Genomic DNA, 13,200 nt, shown 5'->3' with positions numbered 1-13,200 from the left:
CCGGATCCGATCGATCCCTTCGGGGTGGCGGATGAGAGCTTCGCTCAGGCGCCGCGCGGGCGCGTGATCCGGGATCCGCCTCGATCAACCGGATCCCGTCTCAGGCCCCGGCGCGCGCCGCCCGCCACAGGCGGAGCACCCGCCGCCAGCGGGGAATCTCGATCACGCTGCGCAGGGGCTCGTAGCCGGGCCGCTCCATGGCGCGCAGGTAGGGCTCGACCAGGGCGACCGGCAGCAGGGCCGGCGCGCCGGCGGCCGCGAGGTCGCCGCGCTCCTTGGCGCAGGCGGCGACGTGGCGCCGGGCGAGGGCGCGCAGATCCGCGCAGGCGCCCTTCAGGCCCGGGCCGCCGCGGCCCGCCACGATGTCCTCGCGGGTGACGCCGTGGCGGGCGAGGATGTCGGCCGGGAGATAGACCTGGCCGCGCCTCGCGTGCCAGGGCAGCGCGCGCAGCAGCCCCGCCACCGCGTAGGCGACGCCGGCGTGGCCGGCCGCCGCGGCCCCGCCCGGCTCGCCGCCATCCGCCAGCACGATGCTGGCGAGCCGGAACAGGCTGGAGGCGGTCTCGCCGCAATAGCCTTCGAGGTCGTGGGTCGAGGGCATCGGGTCGTCGTAGAGGTCGAAGACGCGGGCATCGACCAGCGCCACCAGCGGCTGGCGCGGCAGGCGGTGGCGCACCAGCGTGTCGTCGAGGGCGGCGGCGACCGGGTGGGCGCGCACGTCGCCGCGCGCCTCGCCCTGGAGCGCGTCGCGCCACCATTGCAGGCGCAGTTCGCCCGGCATCGGGTTCGACACCGCGTCGCGCACGCGGGCGACCTCCAGGTTGAAGGCGTGGAGCGCGAAGAGGTGCGGCCGCTTCCCCGCCGGGGCGAACAGGGCGGCGAAGTAGCGGTCGGGGTCGCCCTCGCGCACCAGCGCCTCGCAATGGGCGTAGGCCCAGTCCAGGCCGTTCCTGGCCGTCTCGGCGCCCATCCTCACGCCACCGCGATCAGGGCCGCCGCGACCTTGCGGTTCTCCGCCGCCAGGATGTTGTAGGTGCGCGCGGCCGCCCCGGTCTGCATCACGTCGAGGCCGATCCCGGCCTCCCGCAGGCGCCGGCGCAGGGCGTCCGGCAGGAACGCGATCTCGCGCCCGGTGCCGATCAGCAGGAGATCGACCTCGCCGGAGGCCGCCAGGACGGGGGCGAGGCTCGCCGCGTCGATGCCGGCCGCCTCCGTCACCGCCCAGGCGTGGATGCCCGAGGGCAGGGCCAGGATCGAGCCGCGATGCGACATCTCGGCGAAGCGGAACCCCCCCGCCCCGTAGGCGTCGATCAGGTGGCGCCCGGGGACGAAGCCTTCGTGCAGGCGGCCCTCCCCGCTCATTCGGCCGCCTGCGGCAGGGCCGCGGGGTCGCGCCCGGTCGCCCGGATCCCGCCGCCGGCCTGCAGGCCGATATAGATCAGGAACGGCGACGAGATGAAGATCGCCGAGTAGGTGCAGATCACCACGCCGATCAACATCACGACCGAGAATCCCTTGATCGCCTCGCCGCCGAACAGCACCAGGGCGACCAGCGACAGGGCGGTCGAGGTCGCGGTCATCACCGTGCGCGACATGGTCGAGTTGATCGAGCGGTTGAGCAGTTCCTCGGTCGGCATGGTCTTGTAGCGCCGCATCAGCTCGCGGGTGCGATCGAACACCACTACGGTCTCGTTCAGCGAGTAGCCCACGATGGTGAGGATGGCGGCGATCGAGGTCATGTTGAACTCGATCCGGGAGATCACGAAGACGCCGACGGTGAGCACGATGTCGTGGAGCGTGCCGACAATGGCGCCCAGCGCCAGTTCCCGCTCGAACCGGAACCAGAGGTAGAGCAGCACCGCCACGACCGACAGGACGACGCCGATCGTGCCCGACTGCACGAGCTCGCCCGACACGCGGGGCCCGACGGTCTCGACGCGGTCGAAGGCGTAGTCCCTGTCGAAGGCCTCGTGGGCCTTCTGCATCACCAGGGTCTGCCCGGTCTCGCCGCCGGCCTGGAGCGGGAAGCGGATCGAGATCGCGCCCTGATTGCCGAATTCCTGCACCTCGGTCTCGCCGAAGCCGAAGCCGTTGGCGGTGTGGCGCACCGAGGCCACGTCCGATTGGCCGGCCTTCGGGCGCAGCTCGATCAGGGTGCCGCCCTTGAAGTCGATGCCGAAATTGAGCCCGATGATCAGGAACAGCACCAGCGTCCCCACCGACATCAGCGCCGAGAGCGGGAAGCTGAAGCGCCGCAGGCGCATGAAGTCGAAGTGGGATTCGTCGGGCCAGAGGCGGAGGAGGCGCATCGCGGGTCTCGAAAGGTCGGGCGCTGCCGGGACGGTCGACCGTCCCGCCGGGACGCGGAGCGGTCCCGGAGGAGCGCCGCCGCGGGGGCGGCGCGGATTTCGGCGGTCAGATCGGCAGCACCTTCGGCCGGAAGCGGTGATACCAGACGGCGATCATCATCCGGGTCAGGGTGACCGCGGTGATCACGGTGGTGAGGATGCCGAGGATGAACACCACCGCGAAGCCGCGGACCGGTCCCGACCCCATGAAGAACAGGATGATGGCGGCGATCGCCATGGTCGAGTTCGAATCGACGATGGTGGCGAAGGCGCGGTCGAAGCCCGCCTGCAGGGCGGAGGGGATCGAGCGACCGGCCCGCACCTCCTCGCGCACGCGCTCGTAGATGAGCACGTTCGAGTCGACGGCGGTGCCGATGGTGAGCACGATGCCGGCGATGCCCGGCAGCGTCATGGTCGCCTCCAGCACCGACATCAGGCCCAGGATGAGGCCGACATGGACCATCAGGGCGATGTTGGCGAAGAGACCGAAGACGCCGTAGCAGGCGAACATCATGGTCACGACCAGGACCGTGGCCGCGATGGTGGCGAGCTTGCCGGCCTCGATCGAGTCGCGGCCGAGGCCCGGCCCGACGGTGCGGCGCTCGATGATGTTGAGCTTGGCCGGCAGGGCACCGGCGCGCAGCAGGACCGAGAGGTCGTTGGCCTGCTGCACCGTGAAGCGGCCCGAGATCTGGCCCTGCCCGCCGGTGATCGGCTGCAGGATGCGGGGCGCCGACACCACCTCGTTGTCGAGGACGATCGCCATCGGGCGGCCGACATTCTCGCTCGTCGCCTGGCCGAAGCGCTGGGCGCCGCGCAGGTTGAACTTGAAGTTGACGATCGGCTCGTTGGTCTTCTGGTCGAAGCCCGGCTGCGCGTCGGTCAGGTCGGCGCCGTCGGCCATCACGCGGCGCTCGACCGGCACCTTCTGGCCGTTGGAATCGCGGGAGGGCAGCAGGTCGACGTCGCCGGCCGCGCTGTCGGCGAGCATGCGGAATTCGAGCTTGGCGGTCTTGCCGAGCTGCTCCTCCAGGCGCTGGGGATCCTGCAGGCCCGGCACCTGGACGAGGATGCGGTCGGCCCCTTGCTGCTGGATCGAGGGTTCCGTCGTGCCGCCGAGGTCGACGCGGCGGCGCACCACCTCGATCGCCTGCTGGACCGCCCGGCGCACCCGGGCGTTGGTGCCCGCCTCCGTGAAGGTGAGCTGGATCGTGCCGTTCGGCTCGTCGCGCACCTCGAGGGTGCGGGCGCCGGTCTGGCCGAGCACCGCGTCCGTCACCGGCTGCGACAGGGCCTGCAGCTTCGGCAGGGCCTTGGCGCGGGCCGCCGGATCGCTGACGCGCAGCTGCACGCCCCGCGGCGTGATCTGGACGCCGCCATCCGCCTGCACCCCCTCCTCGCGCAGGGCCCGGCGCACGTCGTCGCGCAGCTGCTGGGCCATGGTGCGCGTGAGGTCGGGCCGGTCCACCTCCAGCACGATCTGCGAGCCGCCCTGGAGGTCGAGGCCGAGCACGATCGCCCGCGTCGGCACGAGGGCGGTGAGCCAGGACGGCGCCGAGGCGACGAACGCCTTGCGCTGCTCGGGGCTGAAGAAGCTCGGGATGGCGAGGGCGAGGCCGACGATGATCACCGCCAGCGTCCCGACGAGCTTCGAGGAGGAAAAACGGAGCATCGCGCGATTCCAAAACCCTGCCTGTGGTGGCCGTGCCGCCGCCGCCGCCTCAGGCGGCCTTGACCGGCTCGCCCTTGGCCCGGACCTCCGCGATCATCGTGCGGACCACCTTGACGCGCACGCCCTCGGCGATCTCCACCTCGATCTCGCTCGCCTCGTCGGCGACTTTCGCGACCCGCCCGACGATGCCGCCCGTGGTCACGATGGTGTCACCGCGCCGGACGTTCTTCACCATGTCCTGATGCTCGCGCGCGCGCTTCTGCTGCGGGCGCAGGATCAGGAAGTACATGATCACGAAGATGAGAACGAAGGGGACGACCTGCAAGATGACGTCCGTGCCACCGGCGGCGGCACCGGTTCCCTGCGCGAAGGCGGGCGTGATCACGTGGAGGTCTCCCGATCCAAGACGAAAGCGGCCGCGCGGTTGCCCGCCGGCCTGGCAAAAGCGCGCGGACTATAGCCAGGGGCGACCCGAACGCAATGGCGCTGCCCGACCCCGCGGCGGCGTCGCGCACCGGCCGGCCGGACCCTCGCACCGCACCGTCTCGGTCCTTGCGGCAATTGACCATAGGAAAATTCTCAGTTATACTTAGTTGAACAATATTTCACATGGTCAGATCGACGCGATGCAATATGGTTCCAAAGGCTACAACCGAGGATAGCTGTTCGCGGGGCCGACTTCACCGCGCACGGAACTCTGGCGGGCCGTGGGCGGGGCGGACGGCACTGCGATGCCTCCCCGAGCCGCGCCGCGCGGCATCGTCGTCGCCTATCCTCTCACCGTGCATTCCCCGAAGGCATCAGGTCCCATAGACGCGACCTTCACCCCTTTCACGTCGGACGACTTCCTGCAGCTGATCGAGCGGTGGGGCTTGCTGGGACGCTGGAGCTGGCGCTTCCGCGGCAACGAGCACTACTGGTCGCCGGCGATGTACCAGATCCTCGGCCTGGACCGGACGGAGCGCCGGCCGAGCTACGACCTGCTCTACAACCTCGTGGACCCGGCCGACCGGGCGGCCATGGCGAGCCCGGCCGAGGTCGTCTTCCTCACCTACCTCGCCGACCAGCAGGTGCGGGTGATCCGGCCGGACCGGTCCGTGCGGGTGCTGCTCACCCGCGGCCAGATCTATTGCGGCGTGGACGGCCGCCCGTCGGGGGCCGCCGGCATCGTCATCGACGTGACCGAGCAGGAGATGATGCGGCGGGCGCGCCTGGAGGACCATCGCCGCCGCATGGTCCTGTTCGAGGAGAGGTCGATCTGGACGCATTTCTCGGTCTACACCCGCACCCGCCGGGTCGCCTCGCAGCAGCTGCTGGCGCTCACCGGCGTCACCCAGGACGAATTCGCGGACGATTGGACCTGCACGCTGATCCCGGAGGAGCGCGACCGCCTGCGCGACGCGGTGCGGGCCCGGATCTCCGAGGCGAAGCCCTTCTCGGTGGAGACCCATTTCCGGCTCGCCCGGGGCGGGGTGCAGCATTTCAACGGCTGGTTCGTGCCGGTCTGGCGCGAGGACCGGACCCTCGACGGCTGGGCCACCCTCACGCACCCGGCCGAGTGCGGCCCGCCGCGGGCCACCGGCCGGCTGCGGGAGGCCCTGGAGGACGGCATCGAGGGGCGCCACCTGCGCGCCGCGCGGGCGCTCCTCGACTGGTCGATGACCGACCTCGCCCGGACGAGCGGCCTGTCGCTCTCCACCATTCGGCGGCTGGAGGAGGAGACGTGCAGCCACGGCGCGCGCAGCCTGCACCGCGCGCTGGCGGCCCTGCGGGCGGCCGGAATCGTGTTCACCCGGCTCGACGCGGCCATCGCGGTCTCCAAGCGCGACTGACGAAAGCGCGACTGACGGAAAGCGCGACTGACGGAGCCGGGGCGCGGCCGCCGGTTGGGGGCTTTAGCGGACCGGGCGGTTCTGCTAGCTCGCCCACATGACCGCGCCGACGCCCTCCGACCCCGCCCTCGCCTCCCTCCTCCCCCTCCTGCATCGGATCGCCGAGGCCCTGGAGCGCGCCGCCCCCGAGCCGGAGGCCGCGCCGGATCTCGGCGCGGCGGACGCCTTCGTGTGGCAGGCCGAGCACCGCCTGCAGCCGGTTCCGAAGGTGAACCGGGTCGAGATGGGGCTGTTGCGGGGCATCGACCGGATGCGCGACACCCTGTTCGACAACACCGACCGCTTCGCCCGCGGGCTCCCGGCCAACAACGCCCTGCTCTGGGGCGCCCGCGGCATGGGCAAGTCGTCCCTGGTCAAGGCGGTCCACGCCGAGATCAACGCCCGGCGCGAGCCCGGCCAGCGGCCGCTCAAGCTCGTGGAGATCCATCGCGAGGACATCGAGGGCCTGCCGGCCCTGATGGCGCTGCTCCGCCCCGACCCGCACCGCTTCGTGGTGTTCTGCGACGACCTCTCCTTCGACGGGCAGGACACCTCCTACAAGTCCCTGAAGGCGGCGCTGGACGGGGGCATCGAGGGGCGGCCGGAGAACGTCCTCTTCTACGCCACCTCGAACCGGCGGCACCTGCTCGCCCGCGAGATGGTGGAGAACGAGCGCTCGACCGCCATCAACCCGGGCGAGGCGGTGGAGGAGAAAGTCTCCCTCTCCGACCGGTTCGGCCTGTGGCTCGGCTTCCACAAGTGCTCGCAGGACGAGTACCTGGCGATGATCGACGCCTATGTCGGCCGGTACGGCCTCGATCTGCCGCCGGCGCAGCTGCGCGCCGAGGCGCTCGAATGGGCGACGACGCGCGGCTCGCGCTCTGGCCGCACCGCCTTCCAGTACATCCAGGACCTCGCCGGTCGGCTCGGCAAGCACCTCGACGCATGAGCCGCCGGCGCCCGGGCGCGGCCGGCGATCCCTCCAGGGAGTGAGCCGGACGGCCCTCGAGGGGCCCCGTCATACGACATCCGACGGATCGCGTCGCAACGCGGGATGCCGGCGTCGCTCACGGCCGCGCGGGCTCGTCATCCGCTCTCCGGACGTGATCGTCCGGACAGCGGATCACTCCACCGCCGCCTCCTCGCGGGCGCGCCGCCGCTCCATCACGCGCACCGACCACACCGAGGCCTCGTAGAGCAGCAGCATCGGCACCGCGAGAGAGAGCTGGCTGATCACGTCGGGCGGCGTCAGCACCGCCGCCGCCACGAAGACCAGCACGATCGCGTAGCGCCGCCGCTCGGCCAGGAACTTCGAGTCGATCAGCCCGATCTGGCCCAGGAGGGTCAGGATCACCGGCATCTGGAAGGCGATGCCGAAGGCGAAGATCAGCGTCATGATCAGCGACAGGTACTCGTCCACCTTCGGCAGCAGCTCGATCGTGGCCTCGCCCGTCTGGCCGATCTGCTGCAGGCTGACCGAGAACCGGATCAGGATCGGCATCGCCACGAAGAACACCACCAGGGCGCCGAGCAGGAAGAAGACCGGCGTGGCGATCAGGTAGGGCAGGAAGGCGCGCCGCTCGTTGCGGTACAGGCCCGGCGCCACGAAGGCGTAGATCTGCGTCGCCACCACCGGGAAGGCCAGGAAACCCGCCCCGAACACGCTCAGCTTGATGTTGGTGAAGACCTGCTCGAGGAAGTGGGTCGCGATCAGCCGCGCCTTCTCGGCTCCCACCACCTGCACGTAAGGGTAGAGAAGCACGTTGTAGATGTGCTGGGAGAAGAAGAAGCAGACGAAGAACATCACCCCGAAGGCGAGCAGCGACTTGATCAGCCTCGCCCGCAGCTCGATCAGGTGGTCGAGCAGGGGTGCGCGCGAGGCCTCGATCTCGGCTTCGTCGGCCTCGGTGGTCATGGATTCTGGCCTGTGCTGGGCGGGCTTGAGGGCGGGGGCGGCGCGTCCGGCGCCGTCTCCGGCGCCGCGCGGCGCTCAGGCAGCGGGGCCTCGGCCTCGCTCGCCGGGGGCTCGGCCTCGGCCGCCGGGGCCTCGGTCTCGGCCGCCGGGGAGGCGGCCGACTCGGCCTGGAGCTGCGCCGTGGCGGCCGCGAGCGCCTCGTTCGACGGCGGCGGAGCCGGAGGGGTCGGCGCCTCGACGGCGCTGCGGATCTCGTTGCGGATCGACTGGATCGGGTTGAACGGCGCGGAGGCCGAGGAGACCGAGCGGTTGATGCCCTCGACCTCGCGCCGCACCTCGTCGAGCTCGGCCTCGCGCATCGCCTCGTTGAACTGGGCCTGGAACTCGCCGGCCATGCGCCGGAGCTTCGCGGTCATCTGCCCGACCGTGCGCAGCGCGCGGGGCAGGTCCTTCGGGCCGATGACGATCAGCGCGACGCCGCCGATCAGCATCACCTCGCCCCAACTCATATCGAACATGGCGTCACGGCCCTGCAGCTTGCGCGGCGGCCCGTCCCGGGCGCCCCGCGGCGGGCTCTCTCAAGCACGGTTCCGGCCGCGACGCCACACCCGTGCGGAGATCGCCTCGATCCCGCCTCATCCGCCCGCTCCCTCCGGCGCTCCCGCGGCGCGGGCGCCCGGGAAGCGGCGCGCCGCCGCCGGCCCGCGGCTCAGACGACCTTGCGGTCCACCGTCGCGTGCGTGGCCGGCGCCGGCTCCGTCGGGTGCGGCGGCAGCGTGCGGACGGGCTCGGTCGCGGTGACGGGCGGGGCCGCGACGACGGGAGCCTGCGGCTGATCCTCGTCCGCCATGCCCTTCTTGAAGGCCTTGATGCCCTTGGCGACGTCGCCCATCAGCTCGGACACCTTGCCGCGCCCGAACAGCAGCATGACGATCACGCCGACGACGATCCAGTGCCAGATGCTTGCGCCACCCATGGCTGTCTCCTGCACCGCGCGGACGCGGCCCGCGCGGCGTGGTCTCTTGAGGCTGGCCGGAACCTAAGGACCGCCGGGGGCGAAAACAAGCGCTTCTCGGCGGAGCCAACAGCCGCGGGGGGCTCAGCCCTCCTCCGGTCCGTCCGCCAGGGGATCCTCGTCGGCGCGCAGGGCCGCCGCGTCCGAGGGAAGCGGCACGGCGAAGCCGGCCGGAAGCCGCGCGTCGAGGAGGCCGAGCCCCTGCATCTCGTCGAGCCCCGGCAGGTCGGCCACGGACTCGAGGCCGAACTGCTCCAGGAAGGCCGGCGTCGTGCCGTAGGTGACCGGCCGGCCCGGCGTGCGCCGCCGCCCGCGCAGGCGCACCCAGCCGGTCTCGAGCAGCAGGTCGAGGGAGCCCTTCGCGGTCGAGACGCCGCGGATCTCCTCGATCTCCGCCCGGGTCACCGGCTGGTGATAGGCGATGATCGCCAGGATCTCGGCGGCGGCCCGCGGGAGCCGGCGCGGTTCGGGGGCGTCGCCGCGCAGCTCCGGACCGAGGTCGGGGGCGGTGCGGAAGGCGTAGCCGCCCGCGACCCGCACGAGGTTGATGCCGCGCGCCCCGTAGAGGCGGCGCAGCTCCGCCACGAGGGCGGCGACGTCGGTGCCGGGCGGCAGGCGCGCCGCCAGGGCCGCCTCGTCGAGGGGCCGCGCCGCGGCGAAGATCAGCGCCTCGGCGAGGCGCAGGGCGTGGCTGTCGGGCGCCGGGTCCGGCCGGCGCAGCGCAGGCGTCGGGCGGGTCATCCTCCCTCCCCGGCGGCCGGGCGAAGCCAGAGCGGCGCGAAGGGCGCGTCCTGCCGGAGCGTGATCCGTCCCTCGCGGGCCAGTTCGAGCGCGGCCGAGAGCGAGGAGGCGCGCACGCTCGCCCGCCGCGCCGGGTCGGCGAGGTGGGCGGCCAGGCAGGCATCGAGGGTGGTCCAGTCGTCGCAGGGACCGATCAGCCGCTCGAGGGCCTCGCGCGCGTCGAGGAGCGACCAGACCTGGCGCGGGCTCAGGCAGACCCTGGCCCCGGCACGGGCGGCGCGCTGGCGCGCATAGGCCGCGAGCAGGTCGTGCAGGCTCGCCGCGAAGGCTCCGCCCGCGGGCCGGGGCGCCGCCTCGCGCTCCCCGCGCGCGAACACGTCGCGGCCGAGCTGCGGGAGGGCCAGGAGCCGCCCGGCCGCGTCGCGGACCGCCTCGAGGCGCCGCAGGCGCTGGGCGAGGACGCCCGCGAGCGCGTCGGCGCTGGGCTCGGGGCCGCGGGGCGGGGCGGGCAGCAGCAGGCGCGATTTCAGGTAGGCGAGCCAGGCCGCCATCACGAGGTAATCGGCCGCGAGTTCGAGGCGCAGCCGGCGCGCCTCCTCGACGAAGGCGAGGTACTGCTCGGTGAGGGCGAGGATCGAGATCCGCCCGAGATCGACCTTCTGCCGGCGGGCGAGGTCGAGCAGGAGGTCGAGGGGTCCCTCGTAGCCGTCGACGTCGACGACGAGGGTCGGGTCCTCTCCGGCCTCCGGGGCGCTGCCGGTCCCCGCCTCCATCGCCGCCGGTCAGGCCACGGCGCTCGGGCGCATCCGCAGCCCGGCCTCGAGCCGGGCGGCGGCCTCGGCCGGATCGAAATCGGGATTGGCCGGGATGCGCCGCGCCAGGGCCGCCTCGGCGCGCCGCAGGGCGTCGCCGGCCAGGCCCGGCGCGGCCGCGGCGACCTCCTCCATCTCGGCCCGCTCGCCGTTGCAGTGGAGCGCCACGTCGATGCCGGCCCGGAACGCCGCCTCGGTGCGGCCGCGGAAACTCCCGGACAGGGCTTTCATCGAGAGGTCGTCGGTCATCAGCAGGCCGTCGAAGCCGAGCGCGCCGCGCACGACCTCGCGGATCACCGTCGCGGAGGTGGTGGCCGGTTGCTCCGGATCGAGGGCGGTGAAGACGACGTGGGCCGACATGGCGAGAGGCAGGTCGGCCAGCGCCCGGAACGGGGCGAAATCCTGCGCCTCAAGGGCCGCCCGCGGGGCGGTCACCACCGGCAGCGCGAGGTGGCTGTCGGCATTGGCCCGGCCGTGGCCCGGCACGTGCTTGATCACCGGCAGCACGCCGCCCGCCATCAGACCCTCGGCGACGGCGCGGCCGAAGGCCGCCACCTCCCGCGGGTCGTCGGCGTAGGCCCGGTCCCCGATGACCGCGTTCGCGCCCGCGACCGGTACGTCGAGGACGGGGGCGCAATCGACGCTGATCCCCACCCCGGCGAGGTCGTGCGCCATCAGGCGCGCGCCGAGGCGGGCGAGCGCCGGCCCCTCCTCAGGGCCCCCCGCCTGCAGGAAGCGCGCGGCCGCCGGATAGGCCCGCCAATGCGGCGGTCCCATGCGCTGCACCCGTCCGCCCTCCTGATCGATCAGGATCGGCGCGTCGGCCCGCCCCACCGTGTCGCGCAGGGAGGCGGTGAGCGCGCGCACCTCCTCGGGCGTTCCGATGTTGCGCTTGAACAGGATGAAGCCCCAGGGCTGCACCGCGCGGAAGAAGGCGGCCTCCTCGGCCGAGAGCGTGCGGCCGGCGCAGCCGAGGATCAGGGCGAGGGTCGTCATCGGGGGCGGTTCTCCGCGTTGGGCTGAGACAGGGGCGCCGTCCAGGCCGGCATGGCGGAACGACCCCGACCAACGCGCGGCACCGCGGCGCGAGGCGCTCCGCGTCTTCCAGGGTCGCTCGGCGGCGGCGCGGTGCGCCGCGCGGGGCGCCGCGCGGGGCGGCGAGGGTCCGGCGGCGCGGCCGCGCCGCCGGGGGATTCCTTGCCTCATCCGCCATCCGGTCGATGGCGTCGCCATCTCCCATTTCGGCAATGCGGCTGTCGGCGTCGCTCAGGCGCCGCGCAGGCGCGTGATCCGGTCCCGCATCAGTTCTTCGCCACGAAGCAGGCGCTGCCCGCCGCCTGCAGCCGGGTGCAGAGGCCGGTGGCGCTCTCCTTCGACATCGGCCCGACGCGGACCCGGTAGATCGTCTTGCCGTTCACCTCGGCCTGCCGGATCAGCGGGGACTGGCCGCTCAGCTCGGAGGCGTAGCGCTCCTGGGCCTGGGTGAAGGCGGTCCGCGCCTCCTTCTCGGTGGCCCGCACCGAGAGCTGCACCGAGAAGCCGCCGACCGGGGCCTGGGTGTCGACCGCGGGCTTCGGCGCGGGCGGCTCGGCCGAAGCGACCTGCTGCGGCGCCGGCTTCGGCGGCTTGGGCTTCGGCGGCGCGACCGTGGTCGAGGCCACGGTCTCGGCCGCCCGGGGTTCGGCGGGCGCCGGCGTCGTCGCGGCCGGGATCCCGCGCGTCGCGCTTCGAGGCGTCGCGTTGGCCGGCACCGGCTCGGGCAGCGTCATGGTGGGGACCGGCGTGGCCTCGGCCCGCGGCGCCGGGGCGCCGCCCTGCGTGCCGGCCTGGGCGGCGCGCTGGGCCTCGAAGGGCGGCGGCTCGGGCCGCACGGTCACGGTGCGCACCCGGCGCGGCTCGCCCAGCGATTCGGTGAGCATGTTGACGGGCGCGCCCGGGGCGGGAACCGGCGTGCCGGCCGTGGAGGCCTCGCTGGTCAGGGCCTTGGCCGCCTGCCGGACGTCGAGGGGCTGCTCCTCGCGGTTGACGATCTTGATCTGACCGTCCTTGGCGTTGCGCTCGTAGATCTGCTTGTTCTGGTCCGGGATCTCGACGCCGCCGGCATTCTCGGGCGCGATCTTGAGCGGGGCCTTGTCGGCCATCACGACGATCGGCGCGCCCGAGCCGCGATTCGGGTGGAGGGCCTTCCAGGTCAGGGCGCCGCCCACCGCCACCGCCACGACGCCGAGGGCCGTGCCGACGAGGGCGAGCCGCCGCCGCCCGCGCGGCGCTTCCGGCAGCGGCTCCTCGGCCGCGTCCTGCGGCGCAGCTTCGGGCAGGGGCGCGGGCTCCGGGTCCGGCTCGCGCTGCACGGCCGAGAGATACTGGTTGAAGGCGGCGAGCGACGGGCCGCGGGCGGGCTCCGGCGGTTCGCCGCCGTAATTCGGCAGCTGCGGCTCGATCCGTCCGCCCGCCGCCTCGGCGGGGCCCGCACGCAGCGTGTCCTTGGCGGCGAGCAGCGCGCGGAAGGGATCGTCCTGCCCGACGATGCGGGCGAGCTCGGCCAGCGGATCGATGCGGCCGCCCTCGCGGGGCTGGCCCGGGGCGTGGCCCTGGACTTGCCCCTGGGCCGGCGCGCGGGGCTCCTCGGGCTGCTGCCGGTCCGGCTCGAACCCGTCGTAATCGACGGGGATCCGGGAAGCGTTGATCGTCATGGCAGCCCCATCCTGTTCACGCCTGCCTCACCTCACCGCGATGGCCCGATCCCGGCGCGGCGCCGCCGGGAGGCCGCCGCCCGATCGAGGAAGCGGCCGTCCCACGCTGTCGGGGCCGGCGCGTCGCGCGGGG

General features: G+C 73.2%; 14 protein-coding genes. 2 read left to right on the top strand and 12 right to left on the bottom strand.

Annotated features, from left to right (window positions below):
* Positions 1–100: 100 nt before the first annotated feature.
* The 5 genes from M446_RS11890 to yajC all read right to left on the bottom strand — a co-directional run bounded on the left by M446_RS11890 (position 101) and on the right by yajC (position 4,405).
* Positions 101–970 (bottom strand): phytoene/squalene synthase family protein, encoded by an 870-nt coding sequence (locus tag M446_RS11890; RefSeq protein WP_012332353.1) that lies wholly within the window; start codon positions 968–970, stop codon positions 101–103.
* 2 nt (positions 971–972) lie between these two features.
* Positions 973–1,362, bottom strand: coding sequence for an Mth938-like domain-containing protein (locus M446_RS11885; RefSeq protein ID WP_012332352.1), 390 nt, complete (start codon positions 1,360–1,362; stop codon positions 973–975).
* On the bottom strand, positions 1,359–2,309 hold the full coding sequence (secF, locus tag M446_RS11880; RefSeq protein WP_012332351.1) for a protein translocase subunit SecF: 951 nt from the start codon (positions 2,307–2,309) through the stop codon (positions 1,359–1,361). Before secF ends, M446_RS11885 begins: the two co-directional genes overlap by 4 nt.
* A gap of 106 nt (positions 2,310–2,415) precedes the next feature.
* The gene (secD, locus tag M446_RS11875; RefSeq protein ID WP_012332350.1) at positions 2,416–4,020 is read right to left on the bottom strand and encodes a protein translocase subunit SecD; all 1,605 of its coding nucleotides are present in this window, start codon (positions 4,018–4,020) and stop codon (positions 2,416–2,418) included.
* 49 nt (positions 4,021–4,069) lie between these two features.
* Positions 4,070–4,405, bottom strand: a complete 336-nt coding sequence (yajC, locus tag M446_RS11870; protein ID WP_012332349.1) for a preprotein translocase subunit YajC — start codon at positions 4,403–4,405, stop codon at positions 4,070–4,072.
* Positions 4,406–4,751: 346 nt separating this feature from the next.
* On the opposite strand from yajC, the gene M446_RS11865 reads away from it, so the two are divergent.
* Positions 4,752–5,852: a PAS domain-containing protein gene (locus tag M446_RS11865; RefSeq protein ID WP_012332348.1), complete on the top strand. Its 1,101-nt coding sequence runs from the start codon at positions 4,752–4,754 to the stop codon at positions 5,850–5,852.
* Between the two features lie 97 nt (positions 5,853–5,949).
* Complete coding sequence (locus M446_RS11860; RefSeq protein ID WP_012332347.1) at positions 5,950–6,840, top strand: ATP-binding protein; 891 nt, start codon at positions 5,950–5,952, stop codon at positions 6,838–6,840.
* A gap of 174 nt (positions 6,841–7,014) precedes the next feature.
* Here the strand turns inward: M446_RS11860 and tatC are convergent, their stop codons facing one another.
* The 7 genes from tatC to M446_RS11825 form a co-directional block, all read right to left on the bottom strand.
* Positions 7,015–7,806, bottom strand: coding sequence for a twin-arginine translocase subunit TatC (tatC, locus tag M446_RS11855; protein ID WP_012332346.1), 792 nt, complete (start codon positions 7,804–7,806; stop codon positions 7,015–7,017).
* On the bottom strand, positions 7,803–8,324 hold the full coding sequence (gene tatB / locus M446_RS11850) for a Sec-independent protein translocase protein TatB (protein WP_012332345.1): 522 nt from the start codon (positions 8,322–8,324) through the stop codon (positions 7,803–7,805). The genes tatC and tatB overlap by 4 nt, the downstream gene beginning before the upstream one ends.
* 191 nt (positions 8,325–8,515) lie before the next feature.
* Entirely contained in the window at positions 8,516–8,782 is a 267-nt protein-coding gene (locus M446_RS11845) for a twin-arginine translocase TatA/TatE family subunit (RefSeq protein WP_012332344.1), read from the bottom strand.
* Positions 8,783–8,905: 123 nt separating this feature from the next.
* Positions 8,906–9,562, bottom strand: coding sequence for an SMC-Scp complex subunit ScpB (gene scpB, locus M446_RS11840; protein WP_012332343.1), 657 nt, complete (start codon positions 9,560–9,562; stop codon positions 8,906–8,908).
* Positions 9,559–10,335, bottom strand: a complete 777-nt coding sequence (locus M446_RS11835; RefSeq protein ID WP_012332342.1) for a segregation and condensation protein A — start codon at positions 10,333–10,335, stop codon at positions 9,559–9,561. The genes scpB and M446_RS11835 overlap by 4 nt, the downstream gene beginning before the upstream one ends.
* A 9-nt stretch (positions 10,336–10,344) precedes the next feature.
* Complete coding sequence (gene nagZ / locus M446_RS11830; protein ID WP_012332341.1) at positions 10,345–11,370, bottom strand: beta-N-acetylhexosaminidase; 1,026 nt, start codon at positions 11,368–11,370, stop codon at positions 10,345–10,347.
* Positions 11,371–11,675: 305 nt separating this feature from the next.
* A complete protein-coding gene (locus tag M446_RS11825) occupies positions 11,676–13,067 on the bottom strand; it encodes an SPOR domain-containing protein (RefSeq protein WP_012332340.1) in 1,392 nt (463 codons plus the stop codon).
* Between the last annotated feature and the right edge of the window lie 133 nt (positions 13,068–13,200).

The organism is Methylobacterium sp. 4-46 (assembly GCF_000019365.1).
Lineage (GTDB): Bacteria > Pseudomonadota > Alphaproteobacteria > Rhizobiales > Beijerinckiaceae > Methylobacterium.
The sequence above is the reverse complement of the archived record's forward strand: the minus strand, read 5'-3'. Positions and strand labels throughout refer to the sequence as shown.